This is a genomic window from Acetobacter sp. DsW_059, assembly GCF_002153695.1.
GTDB classification, from domain to species: domain Bacteria; phylum Pseudomonadota; class Alphaproteobacteria; order Acetobacterales; family Acetobacteraceae; genus Acetobacter; species Acetobacter thailandicus.
In genome coordinates this window covers 147,719-170,141 of sequence record NZ_JOPI01000014.1, presented here as the reverse complement: position 1 = coordinate 170,141, position 22,423 = coordinate 147,719, and the positions used below count along the sequence as shown (strand labels likewise).

The following is a 22,423-nucleotide window of genomic DNA, read 5'->3' as shown; positions in this document are numbered from 1 at the left end:
AGGTGAAATAGCAATTTATGAAAAAAACATCTGTGATCGCAGGTGGTCTGACAATAGCGGGCTTGCTGCCTTTTGTGTTCAGTGCCGGCTGTATAGTGTTCTTTAATTCCGGTGTGCCGGTAACGAATCTGCTTATGGCCTTTGTATCTTATGGCGCGATTTGTCTGGCTTTCTGGGGGGCAGTGCAGTGGGGGCTTTCACTTGAGACAGACCGGGCTATTCTGGTAGCAGGGGCTGAATCGCGCGATGTCGTGCGTCTGCTGCTGGGGGTAATACCTGCGGCTCTTGCCTGGCTTGCAATCTGTCTCGCCTTTATGTGGTCAGCTGTTATGGCTGTCGCTCTTCTGGCTGTTGCTGTGCCGTTGCAGGGGCTTGCTGAGCGGGCAGGCTGGCGCCGCGGGATGCTGCCGCGCGGGTATATGGGGCTGCGCTGGATAGCTGTTGCTGTTATGGAGAGTTGTCTGCTTGTTGTGCTGATGGCACGTTTGTTTTGATTATGAGCCGGCGTTGCGGGGAGATAAAATATGCAGGGTAAGCCGCGTATTCTGGTCAGAGGTGCCGGTGTGGCAGGTATGGTGACAGCTGTCACACTGGCTGAGCGTGGCGGGCTGGTTACTGTTTACGATCAGAGCGGGCGTGTCGGGGCCGGAGCTTCATGGATGGCGGGCGGCATGCTTGCACCCTGGTGTGAGGGTGAATCTGCCCCGCCGGAGGTTACAGCGCAGTCAGTCGCTTCTGTTGACTGGTGGGCCACACACGTGCCTGACGTGACCAGAGCAGGCAGCCTTGTACTGGCTCCCCCGCGTGATGTCGGGGAGCTTGCACGTTTTGCCCGCCGCACATCGCATTGCGAGATGATAGACGGTAAAAAAATTGCGGCGCTTGAGCCCGATCTGGCCGATCGTTTTCATAAGGGCCTGTTTTTTGAGCAGGAAGGGCATGTTGACCCCCGCAAAGCGCTGCCTGCACTCCTGAGTTCCCTCCTGCAACAGGGAGGAACTATGGTCCATGCGTCAGAAAAAGCGCCCGATAGTGCTGATTTTGACTGGGTCGTTGACTGCACTGGTCTGCAGGGCCGCACAGAGTTGTCTGAGCTGCGTGGTGTCAGAGGTGAGATGCTTTTGCTGCGTTGCCCTGATGTTACGCTACATCGTCCGGTGCGTATGCTGCACCCGCGTATCCCGGTTTATATCGTGCCGCGTGCTGACCATATTTTTATGGTGGGAGCGACGATGATAGAAAGTGAAAATGCCGGGGCGATGACCGTCCGGTCTGTGACGGAGCTGCTCAATGCGGCCTGGACCCTGCATCCGGCTTTTGCTGAGGCTGAGATTGTTGAAATGGGAACAGGTGTTCGTCCTTCTTTCCCTGACAATGTGCCCCAGGTTGTGCAAGAAGGGCATAAGGTTTTTGTTAACGGCATGTACCGGCATGGCTTTTTGCTTTCTCCGGCAAAAGCGGGTGAGGCCGCAGATCTGATTTTTGGCAATGCAGGCGGATGACTGCGAACTGAGTGAGATACGCTCGCAGGGAGAATGACCATGAAAATTATGGTTAATGATGAAGCGCATGATGTGCGGGCCACCACACTTGCGGCCCTGGTTGAAGAGCTGGGGTATGGCGGGGCACGTATTGCGACAGCACTGAACGGAGGGTTTATACCGCTGGCCCGCCGTGGTGAGACAGCTTTGCATGAGGGGGCGCGCATTGAAATTGTCGCCCCGATGCAGGGAGGATAGTAAATGTCAGCGGAATTTTATGGGGTTTCTTTACGCTCACCACTGATGATGGGCACGGCGCAGTATCCGTCTCCTGAAATCCTGCGTGAGGCAGTGCAGGCAGCTTTGCCTGGTCTTGTGACTGTTTCACTGCGACGCGAGTCAGCGGGAGAGCAGGCAGGTCAGTCCTTCTGGTCGCTCATTCGTGATCTTAATGTGTCTGTGCTGCCTAACACGGCCGGGTGTTATACCGTTAAGGAAGCTGTAACTACCGCGCATATGGCCCGCGAAGTTTTTAATACAGAGTGGATCAAGCTTGAAGTGATTGGCGAGCCTGACACACTTCAGCCTGATGTGTTCGGCCTGGTTGAAGCGGCCCGTATCCTGTCAGAAGATGGGTTTAAGGTTTTCCCCTATACGACAGAAGATCTGATCGTCGCTGAAAAGCTGATGGCTGCCGGCTGTGAAGTGCTGATGCCATGGGGGGCGCCTATCGGTTCGGGTAAGGGGTTAAACAACGTGTTTGGCCTGCGTGCCCTGCGTGCCCATTTCCCTGGTGTTCCTCTTGTCGTTGATGCGGGTATAGGTGTGCCTTCTCACGCATTGCGTGCGATGGAACTGGGCTATGATGCTGTGATGATTAACACTGCCATTGCCGGTGCCGGAGATCCGGTCACGATGGCCCGTGCTTTCAGCCTGGCGGTAGAGGCCGGCGTGCTGGCACGTAAGGCCGACCCGATGGAAGAACGTGATATGGCTGTTCCCTCAACCCCTGTTATCGGAAAGGCCATGCTGTCGTGAGCGGACTTCCTCAAAAAATATATCCTGTTGTTGATACTGCCCGCTGGATTGACCGTCTGGGCGGAGCAGGTGCCCGTTTCATTCAGCTGCGTGTAAAAGAGCTGGAGGGTGAGGCGCTGCGTGAGGAGATTCGTCAGGCGCATATTTTTGCCCGGACTCATGGTGTTTGCCTGGTGTTGAATGATTACTGGCAGATCGCACTCGAAGAGGGGATAGACTATATACACCTTGGTCAGGAGGATCTGGATACAGCCGACCTGGCGGCTGTACGTAAGGCGGGTATTCGTTTTGGACTGAGTACACACAGCCACGAAGAGCTTGACCGTGCCCTGTCATTTAAACCTGATTATGTGGCTCTTGGCCCGATCTGGCCAACACGTCTGAAGAAAATGGCTTTTGGTCCTCAGGGTGTTGCAAAGCTGACTGAGTGGAAGAAGCTGATCGGTGACCTGCCACTTGTTGCTATTGGCGGGGTGGCGTTTGAGGGACTTAAGCCTTGTCTTGATGCCGGTGCTGACAGTGTTGCTGCGGTGTCGGCATTTACACAGCATGCTGACCCGGAGGGGCAGATTAAACGCTGGCTGACTGAAGCCGGCGCTTAAGGTGCCGCTGCGACGCCCTCAGGGTTGAGCTTCGAGCTTCAGAGAGGGCATTGTGGCTGCCTGCGTGTTAAAACAACACGCCGCAGCCATTGATATATTGGATGCAAAATACTCTGGCCTGTTTGCAAAGCATGTTTTTCATGTGTTGTCCTGACAATGCCCTGGTTTACCCTCCGGAAAAGAGGCGTGCGGCATCTGCTTTATTGAATAACGTCAACAGAATATTAAGCGGAGGGGAGAGTGACGCCTGATGCTCAGAGGCGCAGCGTTTAAATAAATAACCGGCTTCTTTGTGTGCCAGGTCAAGCAGTTCATCGAACAGATCTTCCTGAGCTATGCGGTATTCAGGCAGGCCTGACTGGCGGTGCCCTGTGGCATCCCCTCCGCCACGCAGGCGAAAATCTTCGTTGGCAATGATAAACCCATCTTCTGTGTCACGCAGACAGTTCAGGCGCCGGCGTGCTGTCAGGCCGAGCTTATCATCGTGCAGCATGAGGCAGTAAGAGGCTTCGCTGCCACGCCCAACGCGCCCGCGCAGCTGGTGTAGCTGAGCAAGCCCAAAGCGTTCAGCATGTTCAATAACCATAATTGTTGCCGCCGGTATATCGACGCCCACCTCAATGACTGTCGTAGCAACCAGCAAACGGGTATTGCCCCGGGCAAATTCATCCAGCTCTTTTTCGCGCACCGCAGTGTCCTGCTGCCCATGGGCCAGGCCGGTTTGCGGGCCAAAACGTGCGCTCAGCTCTGCGTGGCGTGCCTCGGCTGCGGCGATATCGAGGGCTTCACTCTCGCTTACGAGCGGGCAAACCCAGAAAATCTGTGCCTTTTTTGCCAGTGCACGTTCAAGAGCATCAAGGATATCAGGCATTGTGCTGATGCTGTGCAGAGATGTCCGTACAGGTTTACGGCCTGCCGGTTTGCCTTCAAGCCGGCTTGTCTGCATATCACCAAAGCGTGTCAGCAGAAGTGTGCGGGGAATGGGTGTGGCGGTCATGACCAGCATGTCAGCCTCATGACCTTTTTCAACCAGGGCAAGGCGTTGCTCAACACCAAAGCGATGTTGTTCATCAACAACAGCCAGAGCCAGGTCAGAAAAAGATACACCCTCCTGCATTAGTGCATGCGTGCCAACTGCCAGAGGAGCCGATCCGTCAGCAATGCTTTGCAGCACTGTTTTGCGGGCTTTGCCTTTGACTGAACCAGAAAGATAGGCAACCGGAACGGATGTCAGCCTGCTAAAAGTTTTCGCATGCTGCCGTGCCAGAATTTCAGTAGGGGCCATCAGGGCTGCCTGCGCCCCGGCCTCGACAGCTCTGAGCATGGCCAGCAGGGCAACCAGTGTCTTACCCGCGCCGACATCGCCCTGGAGCAGGCGATTCATGCGGTACGGAGCCGCCATATCATGCTCTATTTCGCTGAGTACTTTGCTTTGCCCCGGGGTTAGTGCATGACCAAAAGTTTCCAGGGCTTGTTTTTGTAAAATCCCGGTTCCTTTAATGATACGACCAGGCCTGTGCTGAGAGGCGCGTTGTGCGATACGTGTTGCCAGCTGGTCAGCCAGCAGTTCGTCACAGGCCAGGCGTGCGCGGGCAAGTGCATATTGCTTGCGCCATGCGTCACCGCTTTCACTGCCAGGAATGTTGTCAGGAAAATGGACCTGATTCAGCGCGGTGATGAAATCAGGCCAGTGGTGTGATGAAATCAGACTGGTTTCATGCCATTCAGGCAGGCCTTCAGGTATCAGTGAGAGCGCATGTACCATGGCCTGTCTGACCTGCCCGCTGAACAGGCCTGCTGTAAGTGGCCAGACAGGGTCAAGACGTGGAATGCGCCCGGCAGAACGGGCCGGCAAAACATAGTCCGGAGCTGAAATGCAGACCTTATCATGAAAGAATTCAGCTTTACCTGAGACGACAATATCCTCCCCCTCAGCAATCTGTTTCGCCTGCCAGGGAGAGAAGAAGGCGACCTCAAGCACGCCGGTCCCGTCATACAGGGTAACACGCCATGGCTGGCGGGTGCGCGGAGTCGGTGCGCGTATGGTTTTGACAGTGCCTGTTACTGTGACAATGTTGTCTGGTTTTATTTCTGCCAGCGGCGGGGCAAGGCGGCGGTCTGTAATGCTGTCGGGCAGGCAGAACAAAAGGTCGATGACCCGCGAACCTCTGGCGATACGTCTTATAAGCTTGCCGCGTGCAGCACTGACGCCAGACAGGCTTTCAGGCGGAGCCAGTAAGGGGGCAAGTCTTGTCGTGCTGACAGATGCGTGAGAAGACTCAGTTATGACAGGGACAGGACTGGACACCGGAGAAACTCAGGCCTTTGCTGGGCAGCTGACAGATGGAACTGCCAACGCTATAGGACATCAGCATTATGAACCACAATAATAGTAACATCATGACAGAAAATGATCCACTCGCTGCACGTCGTCGCAGGCTGATCTTTCGTGCTAACCACAGAGGTACTTTTGAAACCGATATTATAATCGGTGATTTTGTAAGAGACACTGTGGCTACCATGACAGAAGCAGAACTGACCGATATGGAGGCTGTGATGCAGATGCCAGACCCTGAACTGACAGACTGGCTGTTTGGACGATTGCCTTTGCCCGCAGAGAATGTGAACCCTATGTTGCGCCGCATGGTTGAGAGCTGCCGTGCCAAAAATAACGGATAAATAGTAATGACTGCACAGGCAGGCTCAGAGCGTCAGGTTGTTTCTGTATGGGGTGTGACAGAAGGCTATGATGCCTTTTTGCTGGCCCGCAGAGCGAGAGAGCATAAAAACGTCGTTTTACATGTTGCCCGTGATGATGCCGCCGTTGCTCGGCTTGCTGATTTGCTGGCTTATGTGGCTGATGATGTTGAGGTTCTGCGTTTTCCGGCCTGGGACTGCCTGCCCTATGACCGGGTGTCACCTAACCCGACCCTGGTTGCCGAACGGGTAGCAACACTTACACGCCTGCTTGAGCCAGCCGGAGGGAAACCCCGGCTTGTGCTGACAACAACAGCTGCCCTTGTGCAGAGAGTATCACCCCGCAGTACGTTCGAGGGGCAGTCTCTTGCCATAAAGCAGGGTGAGAGCCTCGATCAGGAATTTTTGTGTGAGCTGCTGGTTGCTAATGGCTATACCCGCACTGACACCGTGATGGAGCCGGGTGAATTTGCTACCCGTGGTGGTATTTTCGATTTGTACCCCGCAGGTGCATCAGAGCCGGTCAGGCTTGATTTGTTCGGTGATGAAGTTGAAAATATCCGAACATTCGACCCGGGCAGTCAGCGCTCAACCGGCCACCTGACAGAGCTTACGCTGCGGCCTGTTTCTGAGCTTTCTCTCGATGCCGACAGTATTTCACGTTTTCGCACAGGCTGGCGCGATGTGTTCAGTCCTGCCGCGGCATCTGATTCTCTCTATGAGTATGTTTCTGAAGGCAGACGCTATCCGGGCCTCGAGCACTGGCTGCCACTTTTCCATACAAATCTTGAAACCCTGTTTGATTATCTGCCGGGGGCTTCAGTCTCTCTCGATTATCAGGTGAGTGAAATACTTCATGCACGCCTTGAGATGATCGAAGATCATTATCAGGCGCGCCGTCAGCCTGTGCGCGAAGGAGAAACACCTTACAGGGCTCTGCCGCCACATTTGCTTTATCTTGATCAGAAGGGATGGGATGCTGCTCTCGCCCGTTTCCCCTGTGTGACATTAAGCCCGTTTGCTATGCCCGATGGTGCCAGTGGCCTCGATGTCGGTGGCCGCCCAGGTAAAATGTTCTCTAAAATCGTTGCGGGTGCTGAGCGCGAGCAGGTTTTTGGCCTTCTGGGTGAACAGGTGCGCGAGTGGGGTGAGGTGAAACGCCGGGCTTATGTCACAGCCTGGACGCGTGGTTCACGCGAACGTATTGCGACTTTGCTGCGCGAGCATGGTGTGACCAGCCAGAGTTATGACAGCTGGGCTGAGGCAAAAAAAGCAAAACCTGGTGTGGTGGCATTGCTTACTCTGGGGCTGGAACGCGGCTTCGTTGCTGACAATATGGCCTTTGTTTCAGAGCAGGACCTGCTGGGTGAGCGTATTGGCCGTCCGCCGCGCCGCCGCCGCCGTGCTGATGAACTGATTGCTGAGGCAGGCGAAATTACTGCCGGTGACCTCGTTGTGCACCAGGATTATGGTATCGGCCGTTATGATGGTCTTGAGACTGTAAGTGTTGGTGTTGCGCCACATGACTGCCTGCGTTTGCTTTATGACGGAAATGAAAAGCTTTATCTGCCGGTTGAGAATATTGAGCTGCTGAGCCGCTTTGGTTCTGACCAGGCCAGTGTACCGCTGGATAAGCTGGGAGGAGTAGCTTGGCAGGGTCGTAAGGCGCGTATGAAGCAGCGCATTCGCGATATGGCTTCTGACCTGATTCGTACAGCTGCGGCCCGTGCAATGAAGGAGGCACCGGCTCTCGCACCGGCCGAAGGGCTGTGGGATGAGTTTTGTGCACGTTTTCCTTTTGTCGAAACAGATGATCAGGCCAGGGCGATTGCCGATGTTCTGGAGGATATGAACTCTGGTCGTCCGATGGATCGCCTGGTGTGTGGAGATGTTGGGTTCGGCAAGACCGAGGTTGCATTACGCGCCGCCTTTGTGGCTGCGATGTCGGGCGGGCAGGTGGCTGTTGTTGTGCCGACAACCCTGCTGGCCCGCCAGCATTATAAAACCTTTGTCTCACGTTTTGAGGGCTTCCCTGTTAAGGTCGCACAGCTTTCGCGTATGGTGACAGGTAAAGAGGCAACACAGGTTCGTAAGGGTATTACCGACGGCTCAGTGAATATTGTCATTGGTACTCACGCGCTGCTGGCAAAAACTGTACAGTTTGCTTCTCTCGACCTGCTGATTATTGACGAAGAGCAGCATTTTGGTGTTTCGCACAAAGAGAAACTGAAAGCCCTGCGCGAGGATGTGCATGTGCTGACACTCTCAGCCACACCGCTGCCGCGCACATTGCAGCTGTCCCTCTCCGGTGTGCGGGAGATGAGTCTGATCGCCACCCCACCGACTGACAGGCTGGCCGTACGCACTTTTATCATGCCGTTTGACAGTGTGGTGATCCGTGAAGCAATTCAGCGGGAGCGTTTCCGGGGCGGGCAGATTTTCTGTGTTGCACCGCGCATAGAAGACCTTGACCATCTGGCAAAGCGCCTGGCAGAAATTGTGCCGGACGCTCGTATGGTTCAGGCTCATGGCCGTCTTAGCCCGACGGAGCTTGAGCAGGTCATGACAGAGTTTTCTGATGGCCGGTATGATATTCTTCTTTCAACTAATATTGTTGAAAGCGGGCTGGATATGCCTGCGGTGAATACGCTCATTATTCATCGTGCTGATATGTTCGGTCTGGGGCAGCTCTATCAGCTGCGCGGGCGTGTGGGGCGTGGTAAGCAGCGTGGTTATGCATATCTGACATGGCCACAAACGCACGTACTTTCAGCTTCTGCACAGAAGCGTCTCGAAATTATGCAAACGCTTGATACGCTGGGTGCAGGCTTTACCCTTGCATCGCACGATCTTGATTTGCGTGGTGCCGGCAATCTGCTGGGTGACCAGCAGTCAGGTCATGTGCGCGAGGTCGGGATAGAACTTTATCAGCAGATGCTTGAGGATGCCGTGGCTGAGCTGCGTGCCGATAAAGAACGCAAGCGCGCTGAGGACAGAGACTGGACCCCTAACATTATCGTCGGTCTGCCTGTTCTTATTCCTGTTGAGTATGTGCCTGACCTGCCTGTCAGGCTGGGACTATACCGGCGGATCAGCGGTCTTGCCAGTGATGCAGAACTTGAGGCGATGGAGGCTGAGCTGGTTGACAGGTTTGGTCCTGTCCCAGCTGAAGTGAAGAACCTGCTTGATATTGTTGATCTTAAACGCCTGTGCCGTAGTGCCGGTGTTGAGCGTGTTGAGGCCGGGCCAAAAGGTATGGTGCTTCAGTTCCGCAAAAATCAGTTCTGTGACCCGCAGGGGCTGGCAGGATGGATGAACCGCTGGAAGGATGGCACAGTCAGGCTGCGTGCTGATCATAAACTTGCGGTGGTGCGCGAGCTGACAAATGTACAGCGTATTGATCTGGCGCGGAGGGTTCTGCGTGATTTTGCACGCCTGGCAGAGAAAAATGCTTAGAGGGTATTATTAGGTTGATTTTGTTAAATTTTTAATGATAAAAATTATCAGAAGAAATCAATACTCTGATATCTGTCGTGATCTGGTACAGGCGAGCTGTCTGTCAAATATCGCCTGCCTAAAGAACAGGCGGAGGGCTCTGCCTGTTCGTTGGTACAAAACAGGAATACATTATGAAGTATGTATTAAAAGGTGGTGTAGCAGCCTTTGTTCTGGGGGCACTGGTCGTTTTGCCAGGCTGTCAGTCTGCAAAGCAGGCAGTTGCTGCTAAAGAAGATCACCTTGCGGCGGCAGGTTTTCTTGATAAGCCCGCTACGACAGCAGCACAAAAAGCGATGCTGGCCCGTCTTCCGGCACATCATTTTGTCAGTCGTGTTAAAGGTAAAGACGTTTACTATGTCTATGCTGACCCGGTCGTGTGCGACTGCCTGTATGTTGGCAATCAGGCTGCCTATGATCGCTACCAGCAATATGCTCAGACAAAAGCATTGCTGAACGAGCAGGCAACAACAGCACAGACATATGAAGATGCGCAGTGGAACTGGAACGAATGGGGCGCATGGGATTCTCCATGGGGACCAGGTTTCGTTGGCTATGGCCCCGGCTGGTAAGCCCTGATATAGTCGCAGGAGTTAAAAAGGGGAGATTTTCTCCCCTTTTTTTATTTGATGGGTAGGGGAATACCGTTAACGGTCAGTATACCGCCCGACCAGGTTGCGTTCCATGAGTTGCCACCATCAGATTCGCGATGACTGACAAAGCGGGCCATAACGAGTGCAGCAGCAAGCTTAAGCTGGCCAATAGCGCGCACTTTCTGAATGAGGCTCTCAATATTTTGTATTTCCAGATGACCTTCTGCCGAGGTTGCATCGACATTACCCGTTAATACGGCTGAGCCATGACCACCCAGGGTGATGTCGCTATTTTGTGCACTTAAATCCGATATTGTAACGTGAACAGCCGGAGCTTCTTTTGTTTTGCCACCGATAGCAGCCATCAGTCCTGGCAGCTCGGAAGAAGGCAGAGAGAAGGCCGCATGTGCTGATTCGGGGAGGAGATCCTGGTTGGCAATGTTTTTATAGGCCAGCCCCTGCATAGCCAGTGAAGCAGCTGCGTTACCTTCGCCGGTTTTACCCGACAGTGACAGTGCTGCTGAGCTCAGGCTGATACCAGTTTTCTGGTGGCTGATAGAAGCGTTGTTCCATGTCAGGTTATAAGACTGACCAGCCTCAAGGCCGGTTGCGATGGCCTGTCCCTGTTTTTTCAGCCATGCTGAACAGGCGGCATTATGGTGCCCGACCATAGCTGAAACCAGCAGCAATGATGCCGCATCTGCCTGATCCTGCAGGTCAGTCGCAGAGGCCGCGGCTGAAATCGTGTAACTCATCTCTCCTATAGAGAGAGAGGTTTTGTGATCCGGCGTGGAGATTGTGGAAGAGGTATATGTAATATTTTTATCAGTAACCTGCTTGCCGCCGTGATTGACAATAGCGCACGCAGCCGGTGGGGCTGCAAACGTACGCGGTGAGAAAGCCACGCTCACAAACGTGAGAGAGGCAAGGGGGAGGATGTGGCGTGTTTTCATTTGGTGTAAGGGTGGCTCAAGCAGACGCCTGGTGCAACGAGTTTCTGGAGGCGGAAATTTTTTGTATTATGCGTTTTTTGCATAGCCCATGTTCTGAGCTCTGGATGTGAAAGTATGAAGTCACATGTTTGGTGTTGATCCGTTTTTGCTTAGCCTCATAGGCACCGTTCTCCTTGCAACATTTGTGCCGTGTCATGGCGCGGGTGTTGAAGTTTTTCACTGGCTGGCGATTATTGTCATCGGCATTATGTTTTTCCTGCAGGGTGCCAGGCTTTCCCGCAGCGCTGTTGTCGACGGGCTGACAGCATGGCGCCTGCATATTTTAATTTTATGCTGCACCTTTATTTTGTTTCCGTTGCTTGGCCTTGGTTTTCATGCGGCTTTTCCAGGGCTGTTGCAGAATGATGTCTGGCTTGGTGTATTATTTTTATGCTGCCTGCCCTCAACAGTACAGTCGTCCATTGCATTTACCTCTATCGCGGGGGGTAATACGTCCGCTGCAGTCTGTGCAGCTACGGCCTCTAATATCTTTGGTATTTTTATAACACCTGTTCTGGTCGGGCTTATCCTGGCTCGGCATGGAGTGCAGGATAGTAACGGGCTTGATATCGTCTTTCAGCTTTTATTGCCTTTTATTGCGGGGCAGCTGCTTCAGCCATGGATTGGTAATTGGGCACGCCGGCATAAAAAGCTGTTGTCTCTGACTGATCGCAGTTCAATTCTGGTTGTTGTTTATGCCGCCTTTAGTGATGCCGTGATGCAGGGGCTATGGCATAAGCTGCCGCTGAGTGAGCTGGGCATGATTGCAGTCGTTGACTTTATTTTGCTGGCTATTGTGCTGATTGTTACGGCACTGACCTGCCGTCTGGCCGGGCTGCCGTTCCGTGATGAGGTTGCGGTTATATTCTGCGGTTCAAAGAAAACTCTCGCATCAGGCGTACCCATGGCTAACGTGCTGTTTCCGGCAGCAAGTGTTGGTATTATCGTGCTGCCGCTGATGATTTTTCATCAGATACAGCTTTTTATCTGCGCTATTCTGGCACGTCGCTTCGCTGAGGTGACAAAAAGAAGAGCCGCCGCAGGTGCTGCCCTGTCAGAAGAATAGCCGGTTAATAAACCGGCTATTTGCCTTATCTGCTTTTGCGGTTTTTGCCGCTTTTGTAAGTGTCATCAAACAATGCTGAGAGAGACTGGAGCATTGTGCCCCCCAGCTCTTCGGCATCAGTAATGGTCACAGCCCGCCCGTAATAGCGGCCGACATCATGCCCGATCCCGATGGCTGATAATTCGACCGGGGTGCGATTCTCGATCATATGGATGACCTCTCTGAGGTGATCCTCCAGGTATGAAGGCGGGTTTGCCGACAAGGTACTGTCATCGACCGGAGCACCATCTGAAATGACCATAAGAATTTTACGCGCTTCAGGGCGTGCGCGCAGGCGGCGATAGGCCCAGAGCAGGGCCTCACCATCAATATTTTCTTTTAACAGACCTTCGCGCAGCATCAGCCCCATATTCGCACGGGCTCTGCGCCAGGGCATATCTGCCGCTTTATAAATAATATGACGCAGATCATTCAGCCGGCCAGGCTGTTCTGGCTTGCCGTTCTGAATCCATTTCTCACGGCCTTGTCCACCTTTCCAGGCACGGGTTGTAAAGCCGAGAATTTCGACCTTAACACCGCATCGTTCGAGTGTTCTGGCCAGAATATCACCGCATGACGCAGCAACTGAAATGGGGCGTCCACGCATTGACCCTGAGTTGTCGATAAGCAGGGTGACGGCTGTGTCACGAAATTCGGTATCTTTCTCCTGCTTATAAGACAGCGACAGCATTGGGTTAACAATAATGCGTGACAGGCGCCCGGCATCAAGCAGACCTTCTTCCATGTCAAACTGCCACGAGCGGGTTTGCTGAGCCATAAGCTTACGTTGCAGTTTATTAGCCAGCCGCGACACAACGCCCTGCAGGGTTGTGAGCTGCTGGTCCAGCTGACGACGCAGGCGGGTGAGCTCCTGTGGATCACACAGCGATTCAGCCGGAACTTCCTCGTCAAACTGTGTGGTATAAGCTTTGTAAGGAGGCGGAGTATCGTCTGAGGGTGAATCTTCGTGGTGACCGTGTCCGGCTGATTCCCCTGCGCTTTTTACGCTTTCTTCATGCTCCTGCGGCGTGTCAGGCGAGCTCTCACCTGTTTCAGCCGAGGGTTGCTCCTCCAGTGCCTCAGGGGTGGTTTCAGCCTCGTCTGATTCTGTTTCGGGCGTTTCACTTTCTTCAGGTGGGGCGGCTTCGTCAGCGGGCAGATCATCGTCCTGTTCATCAGAGGGGGTGTCGTCTTCCTCCTCCTCTTCTGCCAGGGCAAAGGCTCCCATAAGCTGGCGGGCAGCCTGCGCATAGCTCTCCTGATTATCCTGTGTTTCTTTCAGATGCGTCAGAGCTGTCAGTGCTTTGGCCGGCATAGCCTGACGCCACTGTTCGAGAATATTTTTTGCCGCGGCAGGTGGTGCTTCACCTGTCATGACTTCACGTGCAAGCAGGGAAAGAGCAACGGCTGGTGAGAGCTGTGCCGGGCTGGTGATTTTACCCAGGCCACTTTCTTCACACTCCGCTTCAAGGCGGTGGCGCAGGTTTGCGGCCACTCCTTTCAGGTGTCGTGCCCCGACAGACTCGATTCGGGCCTGCTCAAGTGCGTCATAAACCTCGCGTGCAGTGCTGTCTTCAGGCAGTCTGGCGCGGTGCAGTCTGGCATTATGGTGCTTCAGGCGCAGTGCCTGGGCATCAGCAGCACCACGAATACGTAAAATCTCTTCCTCTTTCAGGCGGCGGGAGGGCGAGGGTAGTCGGGCAGTAGCACCTTCATGGCTGAGAGGTGCAAGAGGTGCGTTGCCGGTCAGAAAAGAAACTTCAGTTTCTCTTGTGCCGCCAAGTGCACGAAAAGCTGCTGTTGTCGCCTGTCTGAAAGCCTCGACCTGCTTATCCTGATGAGAGGCAGACGTCTGGTTATGCCCCGGAGAGGGCGGCTGCGGGCCTGTCCTGCTGTCAGTCATAATATGACGATCCTTCTTTCAGAAAACGCAGGCATCCTTATTTTGCAAACGGGCTGGTGTTAAAGCAGCGCTGATAATATTCAGCAACGATATTGCGTTCAGCTTCATCACATTTATTGAGGAATGTGACGCGGAAGGCAAAAGCAATATCTTTAAAAATACGTTCGTTTTCAGCCCATGTAATGACCGCACGCGGTGACATGACAGTAGAGAGGTCGCCTGCCATAAAACCAGCGCGGATCAGGTTTGCCAGTGCAACCATGCTTTCTATCGTGTTGCGGGCCTCTTTGTTCTGCGGGTCGGTTTTCATGCGGGAAAGAATGATCCCGACTTCCTGCGCATGGGGCAGGTAGTTGAGTGAGGTAACAATGTTCCAGCGATCCATCTGCCCCTGATTGATCTGCTGGGTACCGTGATACAGGCCGGTTGTGTCACCCAGGCCAATAGTGTTGGTCGTGGCAAAGATGCGGAACCATGGGTGTGGCTTCAGTACCCGATTCTGATCAAGTAATGTCAGGTGACCTTCTATTTCGAGTACGCGCTGAATAACGAACATCACATCAGGGCGGCCGGCATCATATTCATCAAACACCAGAGCGCAGGGGTGGCGCAGGCACCAGGGTAGCAGGCCTTCCTGAAACTCAGTGATCTGCTGACCGTCTCTGACCACGATGGCATCTTTGCCAATCAGGTCAATACGCGAGACGTGGCTGTCGAGGTTGATACGGATACAGGGCCAGTTCAGGCGGGCGGCAACCTGCTCAATATGGGATGATTTACCAGTACCATGAAAACCCTGCACCATAACGCGACGGTTGCAGGCAAAACCTGCCAGAATGGCGAGCGTGGTATCGTGGTCGAACAGATAAGCCGGGTCGATATCGGGTACATGTTCAGTGCGAACAGAATAGGCCGGCACTTTAAAGTCTGCATCAATACCAAAGACGTCACGCGCGGACACTTCGAGGTCAGGGGCAGAAAGAACGGAAATAGGAGGAAGTGAATCCGCTGAATCAGAAATGAAAGAATCGGTCATTCTTTATCCATCTTGTGCGTGTGGTGTTGGAAAAAACGATGCAGCCTCTGCCTGTGCTGATCTTTAAGAACGCATGAGGGGAGCATGCCACGGCTTGCGTATTTTTTCGAGCCCCTCAGACATCAAGGTGCGCCTTAACTATTGTATAGGAAATATTAATATCTTTCAGGCGTTCCTCAGCCTGGCGGTCTCCGTTATTGCGGTCAGGGTGGTATTTGCGGGCCAGGTCACGATAACGCGCTTTCGCATCGGTCAGGGTCAGGGGCCAGTTCAGCCCCAGTATTGCCAGATGCTCGCGCAGTTCTGCCGGTGCGCGTGGTGTCGCGTTTCTGCGGTATTGCTCAGCCCGGGCCTGACGGCTGCGGTTGAGGATGTTGAGCGGGTCAAGCACATCCTCTTCATTAAATCGTGTATGTTTTGGGCGTGCTGCGCTTTGCCCGAAGGCCCATGACGGGCGCTCCCACGATACATCAGCGCGCAGGTGGGCTTCAATCTGCCCCGGGTTCATCCCCTTATAATAGTCCCAGCGTGAATTATATTCACGGACATGCGGGAGGCAAAACCAGAAATACTGGTTGAGCGTATCGCGCGAGCGAGGGGCCCGATATCCTGCCTGTTCTGTACAGTCAGGCATATCGCAGCATCGTTGTGGTGCATCCGGATCAGGGTCGAATGCTTTATGTCGGGTATTCCTTTGCTTCATCATCTGCGGTTATGTGCGTTATGAAGGCTTCAGTGCAAGGGGAAAGATATGAGTGGTTCTGGTCGTAAAGCTTCAGGGCAGGAGGCGTCAGGCCCCCGTTCTGTACGTGTTCGTGAAAAGCTGACTGAATTTTTTGGTGCGCAGAAATTAGAAATTTTTGATGAAAGTAGTCGTCATGCACATCATGCGCCGATGGCGCGTGGACCAGGAGAGAATGCAACAGAGACACATTTTCGCCTGCTGATGGTCAGTCCGGCCTTTGAGGGAGTCAGCCGTGTTAACCGTTTCAGGAAGGTGCATGAAGTTCTTCAGCCTGAATTTGACAGTGGTTTGCACGCCCTGGCGATGGTGCTGCGTACACCGGAGGAGGACGCAGCATGTCCGACGTGATATCTGCGGGGAGAGTGTCTCGTCGTCAGGTTCTGGTATGGAGCGGTATGCTCAGTCTGGCTGGTTGTGCGGGCACAAAACAGCCGTCTGATACTGGCAGGCAGGTGCAGATTAACCGCGTCGAGCAGTATTTACGCACTGTGCACCTTAATGCCGTGCCGTTTACGCAGCTATGGCCTGATGGTGCAACAGGCATGGGGCAACTGACCTACAGCCCTGGCTATCTGTATCTGTTTTATCAGGATCCCCCGGGTACAGAGCTGAAAGCCAGGGGGCTGCACGCTGTGTATAAAGATGGGCAGAATGGCTCTGAAACCAGTATGGGGCTTGCGCATAATCCGCTTGGATTACTGATGGGCAACCCCATTGTGCTTTCAGGCGCTGTGATGGTGACTGACGTTAGGCAGCAGCCTGGTGTTTTGCAGATCTCGCTTGCAAGAGCAGCTAACCCTTCTCAGGGGCTGGTGACACTGACATTTGCCGATTCAAACAATATACTTAGCCTGTCTGATATTCATGTGACGGATGAGCGCAGGCGTACGCTTGAGGTTCATCTTCTTCAACAGGGGTAAAGCCAGAGGGCAGGGATCCGAAAATCTTTGCCCAGTTTTTCATCAGTGCCTGGTCAAGCTGTGCCTTTGTATAAGAAAGCCCGAGCTTTTGCAGGCTGGTGACGCCATATTCACGAATACCGCATGGTACAATGCCATCAAAATCATTCAGATCAGGTGACAGGTTGATGGAAACGCCATGCCAGCTGACCCAGCGGGAGACCCTTACGCCAATAGCGGCAATTTTTTCCTCTTTGCCGGTTTTGGGGTCGGTAACCCATACGCCAACCCGCCCGTCACGACATTCGCCTTCTGCACCAAGGTCTGAAAGTGTGCTGATAACCCATTTTTCAAGGCCGTGAACATAAGCGCGTAAATCACGCGGAGGGATGGTACCGTGCTGCTTTTGCAGGTCCATCATCACGTAAGCGATTCTCTGACCCGGGCCGTGATAAGTCCATTGCCCGCCGCGCCCGGCATCATAAGTGGGGTAATTTTGCGGGTTAAACAGGTCCTCCTGCTTTGCTGATGTACCTGCTGTATAGAGGGGGGGGTGTTCAAGCAGCCATACGCGTTCTGCCGCACCTTCCTGCCTGATTTTCTGAGAGATTTCCTGCATGCGACTGAAGGCAAACGGGTAGGAAATAGTTTTTTTGCTTATTTCCCATAAAAAATGCTTTTTGGTCATTGCGGCCTGATACGTGTTGGGTTATACGCCTCTTCAGTAACACGGTGTCGGAGTTTCTGATACAGGTTAACATGTGCGGCCGTGGCGGAATGGTAGACGCGCAAGCTTGAGGTGCTTGTGGGGGAATACCCCGTGGAAGTTCGAGTCTTCTCGGCCGCACCATTTAACTGAAAATGTTACAAAAAAGCGGGCTTCAGGCCTGTTTTTTTTTGCCTTTTTTATGCGAAAAAACATCAGTTTTTCTAACTGTCATACGATCCTGCCTTTTAATTTCCTCATTATATGTTTATCAAATAGCTTCCTGTGTTCGTTTCTGTGTCGAACTGCGGGAGCATGTTGCTCTGCCCCTGTTCGTTGTGACAGTGCTGCTAAAAGCTTTGATGCGTGTGACGTGCCGGATTTAAACTTTAAATTCTTTAAGGTGTTGTATTCGTGTCCAGACCTAAGCCTTTACGTAAAGCAGTCCTGCCGGTAGCAGGGTTGGGTACGCGCTTTTTGCCGGCTACCAAAGCCATGCCAAAAGAAATGCTGACGGTTGTTGACCGTCCGCTCATTCAGTATGCCATTGATGAAGCGCGCGCTGCCGGGATTGAAGAGTTTTGCCTTATCACAGGTCGTGGCAAAGATTCGCTGATTGACTATTTTGATATTGCTTATGAGCTTGAGTCTACACTGCGTGAGCGTAACAAGACTGATGCACTTAAAGCCCTTGAGCCCAGCTCGATCGAGGCAGGATCCCTCGTTGCCGTGCGTCAGCAGGAGCCGCTTGGGCTGGGTCATGCTATCTGGTGTGCCCGCAGCTTTATCGGTGATGACCCGTTTGCTATTTTGCTGCCAGATGACATTGTTAAATCCGGCGTTCCCTGCATGAAACAGCTGGCTGATGCCTATTATCAGACAGGTGGCAGTGTTGTTGCCGTGACAGAAGTGCCGCGCGCGCATACTAATCGTTATGGTATTCTCAAAACCGGGAAAGACGACGGCCGTCTGGTTGAAGTGCAGGGGCTTGTTGAAAAACCAAAACCTGAAGACGCTCCTTCTAATCTGTCAGTCATCGGACGGTACATTCTGACGGCTGACGTGATGAAGCACCTGGCTAAGCTTGAAAAAGGTGCCGGTGGTGAAGTCCAGCTGACAGATGCTATGGCAAAAACCATTGGTGAAGCACCTTTCCATGGCCTGCGCTATGAAGGTGAGCGTTTTGACTGTGGTAATAAAATAGGCTTCCTTGAAGCGCAGATTGCGTTCTCGCTTGATCGCCCTGATCTTGCTGGCGAGGTTAAAGAGTTTCTTAAAAAATATAGCTGATATGCATATATTTCAGCCAGCGTGCTGAAACTGGCTGAACGACTGACATAACGCATTTATATAGTTGTGTTATGTCAGTCGTCGGCATATTAAATTTTTCGACAACGGTCAGCTTTTTTGTTACTTAAAGGACCTATGGTGTCCTCTTTGACCGACCGTGATGGTCGACATATCTCCTACCTGCGCGTTTCGGTGACAGATCGCTGTGATATGCGGTGTGTTTACTGCATGTCTGAGAACATGCGTTTTTTGCCTCGTGAAGATGTTTTGTCTTTCGAGGAGCTTCTGCGGTTATCGCGTGTTTTTATCCGCCAGGGTGTCAGGCGCTTGCGTATTACCGGGGGGGAGCCTCTGGTCAGGCGTGACATAGGAGAGTTTTTCACAGAGCTTGGGCAATGGCTGCATCATTCCGATCAGCAGGGTATGCTCGATGAACTGACCCTTACCACAAATGGCACTCTGCTGGCCGATTATGCTGAGCTTTTATATAAGGCGGGCGTCAGGCGGGTTAATGTTAGTCTTGATACTCTGGATGATGTGCGTTTCAGGCAAATCACGCGCCGGGGGCATCTGGCAACTACGCTGAATGGTATTCGTGCTGCGCGGGCAGCGGGTCTTGCCGTGCGCATTAATACCGTGGCGATGGCCGGCGTCAATGATGACGAATTTGACGCGCTGCTGTCATGGTGTGGCGAAATTGGTGCTGATCTCTGTTTTATTGAAACCATGCCTATGGGGGAAACAGGCGAGGATCGCACAGCTTCTTACCTGCCGCTCTCACGGGTGCAGGAGCAGTTGCGTACACGCTGGTCTCTTACCCCCCTGAACGACAGAACCGGCGGGCCTGCACGGTATATGCGCGTTGAAAAAACCGGGCAGCGCATCGGGTTTATTACCCCGATGAGTCATAATTTCTGCAGTAGCTGTAACCGAGTACGACTTTCATGCACGGGGCGTCTCTATACCTGCCTCGGCCAGGAGGATGGTATAGATCTGCGTGAGATTATGCGCAGCGGCGGTGATGATGCCGCTATTCTGACGGGTATCGAAGAAGCGATTTCCCGTAAGCCCACAGGTCATACTTTTTTGCTTGATGAAAAAATGGGCAGAGTGTCGGGGCCGGCCCGGCATATGAGCGTGACCGGCGGCTAAAGCCGGTAATTTTATTCTTGGTCCGGGTGGGCTGCGTTCAGCGCGCTTTCCAGAGAGTGGGTAAACTGTCCGGGTTGCAGCGGCTTAGGCTGTGTCGGGGCAGGGCTCCAGGCTGTCAGTACTGCCATATGCAGTGGCATGGCGAAGCGACCGTCCTCATCATAGGTTATTTCAGCGTCTGCCGCGGGGAACAGCATGCGTGGTGGTATCTTTTTACTACGAAATGCCAGAGCATTACTCTCTCCGGCATGACGTAAATCCTGCAGCAGGCCAGTGAGTGATTCGTAGCGCAGGGGTATAATTTCAGTATCCACAACAGGCAAAGCAAAGCCGCAGCGTTGCAAAAGTGCTGCGCAGCTGTGCTGTGTCGGTAAAGGTGCAACGCGGGGCGAAAGGCCGTCGCACAGAGCCAGCTCCGCGTTTTCCAGTGCCTGTTTTAACGGGCGCAGCGTTGGCAGTATGGGAATACTGGCGAGTAACAGGCCATCAGGACGCAATATGTGGCGTATTTGCGATAAGGTGCCGGGAAGGTCATTAATGCTGTGCAGCGACAGGCTGGCCGTTACCAGGTCAAAACTTTCAGGCGCAAAGGGAAGCTGTTCCTCATCAGCGCAGAGGGTGTGCCAGCTTCGGGAGGATGTGGCTCTTGCCAGTTTAAGGCTGCTTTCGCACTGCACGACAGTGATACCTTTTGCGGCGAGGTGCGGTGCAATAAATCCCTTGCCACCGATATCAAGGGCCGTATCAAACGTGCGCGTTATATCATTCAGCCTGTCGAGAAGAATATCAGCCGCAGCCTCAAAAACAGGGGCAACATGATGCAGAGTATCTGCTGCCCTGTCTTTATACTGGCGTATTGCTTTGCGATCGAAAATAATAGGAGCTTGCATAGTCTCAGAGACACGCTTTCAGAACTGAGAGAGTAAAATGAGCAGACATGTAGTATGGAGCAAGCTGTCAGCATTGGCCAGAAAAGCAACGCTTGCTGGCATAGATGTTATTTTTCCGCCTGCGTGTCTTCTGTGTGGTGAGGAAATACAGCAGTCAGGTCTTCTGTGTGCAGGTTGTTTTGCGCATCTTGTGTCAGTTGGTCAGCCATTTTGTATCAGATGCGCTTTGCCGCAATCTTCCGCAGAGTGTCTGAATGCAGAAGGGGAGTGCCTTGAATGTGTACAGCATCCTCCCCCCTGGCATGCTGCACGTTCAGCATTTGTATATGAAAAAACAGCACGGGACTTATTATTGCGTCTTAAATATGCGGATCGCCCTGAGTATGCCAGCTTTGCCGGGCGTTATATGTGGCAGGCAGGAGAAGACGTTTTGCGCCAGGGAGCTCTGGTTATACCGGTTCCTGTCCATAAAAAACGCCTGATGGAAAGGCGTTATAATCAGGCTGCGTTGCTGGCGTGGGCTGTTGCCCGTTGTGCGAAGCTCAGATGTTTGCCTGACGGCCTTGAGAGGCGTCGTGTCACCGGGCGACTTGCGGGCTTTACGAAAGCGGAACGACAGCAGGAGATGGAAGGGGCTATTACTGTTCGTTCTGCTTATGTGTCAGATATGGCCGGGCGTGACGTTGTACTGGTGGATGATCTGCTAACGACCGGAGCAACGGCTTCGGCCTGTACGAAGGCATTGTTACAGGCCGGAGTGCGTTCGGTGTTTTTGCTGGTTGCTGCACGTGTGGTTTTGCAAAAAAATGCAGATTTCGGGTTATCCATTCTGGAAGACGAATGATTTTTTCACTACTTATGAAGCCACCTGTGATTTTTTTTAAAAGGGGGCGTAATGCCAGTCGTAGAAATTTATACCCAGCCGGGGTGCCCTTACTGTGTGCGTGCAGTCGATCTGCTGCGAAGCAAGGGTGTGGAAATGAAAGAAATTAACGCTCCTCGTGGCACGGCGGAGCGCCAGGAGGCTATTGAGCGTTCAGGCGGAGCACAGACTGTACCGCAGATTTTTATCGGTGATCAGGCTCTGGGTGGCTGCACAGAGCTGATAGGCCTCGATCGTGCAGGCAAGCTCGATAGTTTGCTGGGTATTAATTAGTTTATATTAATATGCTGAATGTGCTTTCATAAAACTGGTTGATCGTCAGGAGTGCAGCAGGATGCGGTGTTGAAGTGTCACTGTCTGTCCTGACGGCTGGGTATACTTCCGGAAGATGGAGTGAGGTCAGAGTGGTCAGAAAAAAAAGATGTTTTATTACGCTGATGGTAACCGCTCTGGCTTGTGTCGGTGCAGTTATGCCATTTGGTTCTGCTGCAGTGCAGGCAAAAAGTATTTCTCAGTCTGATAAAGCGGCTCTTCACGGATACTGGCTGAGCCAGGAACGGGATGGTGTGTTCAGGCTGGAGGAATGCGGCGATAAATTATGTGGTCGCCTTGTTGCACTGCAGTACGAAGGCACAAATGTGCCCCGGGACAAAAATGGCAAGTCAGAATGTAACCTGCTGATGCTGACAGATTTTAAACCGACTGACGGTAAGCGGTGGTCCGGGAAAATTCTTGATCCCGACAGCGGGGCTGTTTATCAGGCTCAGATATGGCTTTCCTCACATAATGTGCTCAAGCTGCGTGGCTATATAGGCTTGCCTCTTTTTGGTGAGACGCAGGTCTGGAGTCGTTATCAGACACCGGGGAAAATTGGGCCAGAATGTAAGATGCTGCCTTGATATCAAGGGTGAAGGTA

The 22,423-nt window shown here is 53.0% G+C and carries 23 protein-coding genes and 1 tRNA gene; 17 read left to right on the top strand and 7 right to left on the bottom strand.

Features of this window, described 5'->3' with window-relative positions; translation table 11 throughout:
* The first annotated feature begins 17 nt into the window (after positions 1-17).
* From HK25_RS04115 to HK25_RS04095, 5 genes are read left to right on the top strand one after another with little or no spacing between them, the layout of a single operon-like run.
* Entirely contained in the window at positions 18-494 is a 477-nt protein-coding gene (locus HK25_RS04115; RefSeq protein ID WP_086554139.1) for a DUF3429 domain-containing protein, read from the top strand.
* Positions 495-524: 30 nt separating this feature from the next.
* Positions 525-1,502, top strand: coding sequence for a glycine oxidase ThiO (thiO, locus tag HK25_RS04110; protein WP_086635394.1), 978 nt, complete (start codon positions 525-527; stop codon positions 1,500-1,502).
* A gap of 39 nt (positions 1,503-1,541) precedes the next feature.
* Entirely contained in the window at positions 1,542-1,739 is a 198-nt protein-coding gene (gene thiS, locus HK25_RS04105) for a sulfur carrier protein ThiS (protein WP_086554141.1), read from the top strand.
* A 3-nt stretch (positions 1,740-1,742) separates the two neighbouring features.
* Positions 1,743-2,519 carry a thiazole synthase gene (locus tag HK25_RS04100; RefSeq protein WP_086635393.1) on the top strand — a complete coding sequence of 259 codons (777 nt, stop codon included), beginning with the start codon at positions 1,743-1,745 and terminating at the stop codon, positions 2,517-2,519.
* The gene (locus HK25_RS04095) at positions 2,516-3,121 is read left to right on the top strand and encodes a thiamine phosphate synthase (RefSeq protein ID WP_086635392.1); all 606 of its coding nucleotides are present in this window, start codon (positions 2,516-2,518) and stop codon (positions 3,119-3,121) included. Before HK25_RS04100 ends, HK25_RS04095 begins: the two co-directional genes overlap by 4 nt.
* 166 nt (positions 3,122-3,287) lie before the next feature.
* On the opposite strand, the gene recG is transcribed toward HK25_RS04095, so the two are convergent.
* The gene (gene recG / locus HK25_RS04090; RefSeq protein WP_198945942.1) at positions 3,288-5,429 is read right to left on the bottom strand and encodes an ATP-dependent DNA helicase RecG; all 2,142 of its coding nucleotides are present in this window, start codon (positions 5,427-5,429) and stop codon (positions 3,288-3,290) included.
* Between the two features lie 68 nt (positions 5,430-5,497).
* Here recG and HK25_RS04085 point away from each other — a divergent pair, with 68 nt between their 5' ends.
* From HK25_RS04085 to HK25_RS04075, 3 genes are all read left to right on the top strand, one after another.
* On the top strand, positions 5,498-5,800 hold the full coding sequence (locus tag HK25_RS04085) for a succinate dehydrogenase assembly factor 2 (protein ID WP_233127669.1): 303 nt from the start codon (positions 5,498-5,500) through the stop codon (positions 5,798-5,800).
* Between the two features lie 6 nt (positions 5,801-5,806).
* Positions 5,807-9,274 (top strand): transcription-repair coupling factor, encoded by a 3,468-nt coding sequence (gene mfd / locus HK25_RS04080; RefSeq protein ID WP_086635390.1) that lies wholly within the window; start codon positions 5,807-5,809, stop codon positions 9,272-9,274.
* 173 nt (positions 9,275-9,447) lie between these two features.
* Positions 9,448-9,885 carry a hypothetical protein gene (locus tag HK25_RS04075; protein WP_233127668.1) on the top strand — a complete coding sequence of 146 codons (438 nt, stop codon included), beginning with the start codon at positions 9,448-9,450 and terminating at the stop codon, positions 9,883-9,885.
* Positions 9,886-9,935: 50 nt separating this feature from the next.
* Here HK25_RS04075 and HK25_RS04070 read toward each other — a convergent pair whose 3' ends face one another.
* A complete protein-coding gene (locus tag HK25_RS04070) occupies positions 9,936-10,859 on the bottom strand; it encodes a hypothetical protein (protein ID WP_086554147.1) in 924 nt (307 codons plus the stop codon).
* 124 nt (positions 10,860-10,983) lie between these two features.
* On the opposite strand from HK25_RS04070, the gene HK25_RS04065 reads away from it, so the two are divergent.
* Positions 10,984-11,964, top strand: coding sequence for a bile acid:sodium symporter family protein (locus HK25_RS04065; RefSeq protein ID WP_086635389.1), 981 nt, complete (start codon positions 10,984-10,986; stop codon positions 11,962-11,964).
* 25 nt (positions 11,965-11,989) lie between these two features.
* Here HK25_RS04065 and cobT read toward each other — a convergent pair whose 3' ends face one another.
* The 3 genes from cobT to HK25_RS04050 form a co-directional block, all read right to left on the bottom strand.
* Entirely contained in the window at positions 11,990-13,906 is a 1,917-nt protein-coding gene (gene cobT, locus HK25_RS04060; RefSeq protein WP_086635388.1) for a cobaltochelatase subunit CobT, read from the bottom strand.
* A gap of 37 nt (positions 13,907-13,943) precedes the next feature.
* Positions 13,944-14,942, bottom strand: coding sequence for an AAA family ATPase (locus HK25_RS04055; protein ID WP_086554150.1), 999 nt, complete (start codon positions 14,940-14,942; stop codon positions 13,944-13,946).
* Between the two features lie 115 nt (positions 14,943-15,057).
* Positions 15,058-15,648, bottom strand: a complete 591-nt coding sequence (locus tag HK25_RS04050) for a J domain-containing protein (RefSeq protein WP_086635387.1) — start codon at positions 15,646-15,648, stop codon at positions 15,058-15,060.
* Positions 15,649-15,693: 45 nt separating this feature from the next.
* On the opposite strand from HK25_RS04050, the gene HK25_RS04045 reads away from it, so the two are divergent.
* Together HK25_RS04045 and HK25_RS04040 are read left to right on the top strand one after the other, a co-directional pair.
* On the top strand, positions 15,694-16,035 hold the full coding sequence (locus HK25_RS04045; protein ID WP_086635386.1) for a BolA family transcriptional regulator: 342 nt from the start codon (positions 15,694-15,696) through the stop codon (positions 16,033-16,035).
* Positions 16,023-16,607: a hypothetical protein gene (locus HK25_RS04040; protein WP_086635385.1), complete on the top strand. Its 585-nt coding sequence runs from the start codon at positions 16,023-16,025 to the stop codon at positions 16,605-16,607. The genes HK25_RS04045 and HK25_RS04040 overlap by 13 nt, the downstream gene beginning before the upstream one ends.
* Here the strand turns inward: HK25_RS04040 and lipB are convergent.
* The gene (lipB, locus tag HK25_RS04035; RefSeq protein WP_086635384.1) at positions 16,534-17,274 is read right to left on the bottom strand and encodes a lipoyl(octanoyl) transferase LipB; all 741 of its coding nucleotides are present in this window, start codon (positions 17,272-17,274) and stop codon (positions 16,534-16,536) included. The two genes, HK25_RS04040 and lipB, sit on opposite strands and share 74 nt — an antisense overlap.
* Positions 17,275-17,349: 75 nt before the next feature.
* Between lipB and HK25_RS04030 the strand changes: the two genes are divergently transcribed.
* The 3 genes from HK25_RS04030 to moaA all read left to right on the top strand — a co-directional run bounded on the left by HK25_RS04030 (position 17,350) and on the right by moaA (position 19,734).
* Positions 17,350-17,436, top strand: a tRNA-Leu gene (locus HK25_RS04030).
* A 270-nt stretch (positions 17,437-17,706) separates the two neighbouring features.
* On the top strand, positions 17,707-18,582 hold the full coding sequence (gene galU, locus HK25_RS04020) for a UTP--glucose-1-phosphate uridylyltransferase GalU (RefSeq protein ID WP_086554155.1): 876 nt from the start codon (positions 17,707-17,709) through the stop codon (positions 18,580-18,582).
* 135 nt (positions 18,583-18,717) lie between these two features.
* The gene (gene moaA / locus HK25_RS04015) at positions 18,718-19,734 is read left to right on the top strand and encodes a GTP 3',8-cyclase MoaA (protein ID WP_086635382.1); all 1,017 of its coding nucleotides are present in this window, start codon (positions 18,718-18,720) and stop codon (positions 19,732-19,734) included.
* A gap of 11 nt (positions 19,735-19,745) precedes the next feature.
* Here moaA and HK25_RS04010 read toward each other — a convergent pair whose 3' ends face one another.
* Positions 19,746-20,624, bottom strand: coding sequence for a methyltransferase domain-containing protein (locus HK25_RS04010; RefSeq protein WP_086635381.1), 879 nt, complete (start codon positions 20,622-20,624; stop codon positions 19,746-19,748).
* A gap of 37 nt (positions 20,625-20,661) precedes the next feature.
* Between HK25_RS04010 and HK25_RS04005 the strand changes: the two genes are divergently transcribed.
* The 3 genes from HK25_RS04005 (at position 20,662) to HK25_RS03995 (ending at position 22,406) form a co-directional block, all read left to right on the top strand.
* Complete coding sequence (locus HK25_RS04005; protein WP_086635380.1) at positions 20,662-21,468, top strand: ComF family protein; 807 nt, start codon at positions 20,662-20,664, stop codon at positions 21,466-21,468.
* A gap of 51 nt (positions 21,469-21,519) precedes the next feature.
* On the top strand, positions 21,520-21,780 hold the full coding sequence (gene grxC, locus HK25_RS04000) for a glutaredoxin 3 (RefSeq protein WP_086635379.1): 261 nt from the start codon (positions 21,520-21,522) through the stop codon (positions 21,778-21,780).
* Between the two features lie 131 nt (positions 21,781-21,911).
* Positions 21,912-22,406: a DUF2147 domain-containing protein gene (locus tag HK25_RS03995; protein ID WP_233127666.1), complete on the top strand. Its 495-nt coding sequence runs from the start codon at positions 21,912-21,914 to the stop codon at positions 22,404-22,406.
* Positions 22,407-22,423 lie beyond the last annotated feature (17 nt).

Coding starts and splice junctions, on each gene's coding strand:
- HK25_RS04115 (WP_086554139.1), top strand. CDS start 18: ATGAAAAAAACATCTGTGATCGCAGGTGGTCTGACAATAGCGGGCTTG.
- thiO (WP_086635394.1), top strand. CDS start 525: ATGCAGGGTAAGCCGCGTATTCTGGTCAGAGGTGCCGGTGTGGCAGGT.
- thiS (WP_086554141.1), top strand. CDS start 1,542: ATGAAAATTATGGTTAATGATGAAGCGCATGATGTGCGGGCCACCACA.
- HK25_RS04100 (WP_086635393.1), top strand. CDS start 1,743: ATGTCAGCGGAATTTTATGGGGTTTCTTTACGCTCACCACTGATGATG.
- HK25_RS04085 (WP_233127669.1), top strand. CDS start 5,498: ATGAACCACAATAATAGTAACATCATGACAGAAAATGATCCACTCGCT.
- mfd (WP_086635390.1), top strand. CDS start 5,807: ATGACTGCACAGGCAGGCTCAGAGCGTCAGGTTGTTTCTGTATGGGGT.
- HK25_RS04075 (WP_233127668.1), top strand. CDS start 9,448: ATGAAGTATGTATTAAAAGGTGGTGTAGCAGCCTTTGTTCTGGGGGCA.
- HK25_RS04070 (WP_086554147.1), bottom strand. CDS start 10,859: ATGAAAACACGCCACATCCTCCCCCTTGCCTCTCTCACGTTTGTGAGC.
- HK25_RS04065 (WP_086635389.1), top strand. CDS start 10,984: ATGTTTGGTGTTGATCCGTTTTTGCTTAGCCTCATAGGCACCGTTCTC.
- cobT (WP_086635388.1), bottom strand. CDS start 13,906: ATGACTGACAGCAGGACAGGCCCGCAGCCGCCCTCTCCGGGGCATAAC.
- HK25_RS04055 (WP_086554150.1), bottom strand. CDS start 14,942: ATGACCGATTCTTTCATTTCTGATTCAGCGGATTCACTTCCTCCTATT.
- HK25_RS04050 (WP_086635387.1), bottom strand. CDS start 15,648: ATGATGAAGCAAAGGAATACCCGACATAAAGCATTCGACCCTGATCCG.
- HK25_RS04045 (WP_086635386.1), top strand. CDS start 15,694: ATGAGTGGTTCTGGTCGTAAAGCTTCAGGGCAGGAGGCGTCAGGCCCC.
- HK25_RS04040 (WP_086635385.1), top strand. CDS start 16,023: ATGTCCGACGTGATATCTGCGGGGAGAGTGTCTCGTCGTCAGGTTCTG.
- lipB (WP_086635384.1), bottom strand. CDS start 17,274: ATGACCAAAAAGCATTTTTTATGGGAAATAAGCAAAAAAACTATTTCC.
- moaA (WP_086635382.1), top strand. CDS start 18,718: ATGGTGTCCTCTTTGACCGACCGTGATGGTCGACATATCTCCTACCTG.
- HK25_RS04010 (WP_086635381.1), bottom strand. CDS start 20,624: ATGCAAGCTCCTATTATTTTCGATCGCAAAGCAATACGCCAGTATAAA.
- HK25_RS04005 (WP_086635380.1), top strand. CDS start 20,662: ATGAGCAGACATGTAGTATGGAGCAAGCTGTCAGCATTGGCCAGAAAA.
- grxC (WP_086635379.1), top strand. CDS start 21,520: ATGCCAGTCGTAGAAATTTATACCCAGCCGGGGTGCCCTTACTGTGTG.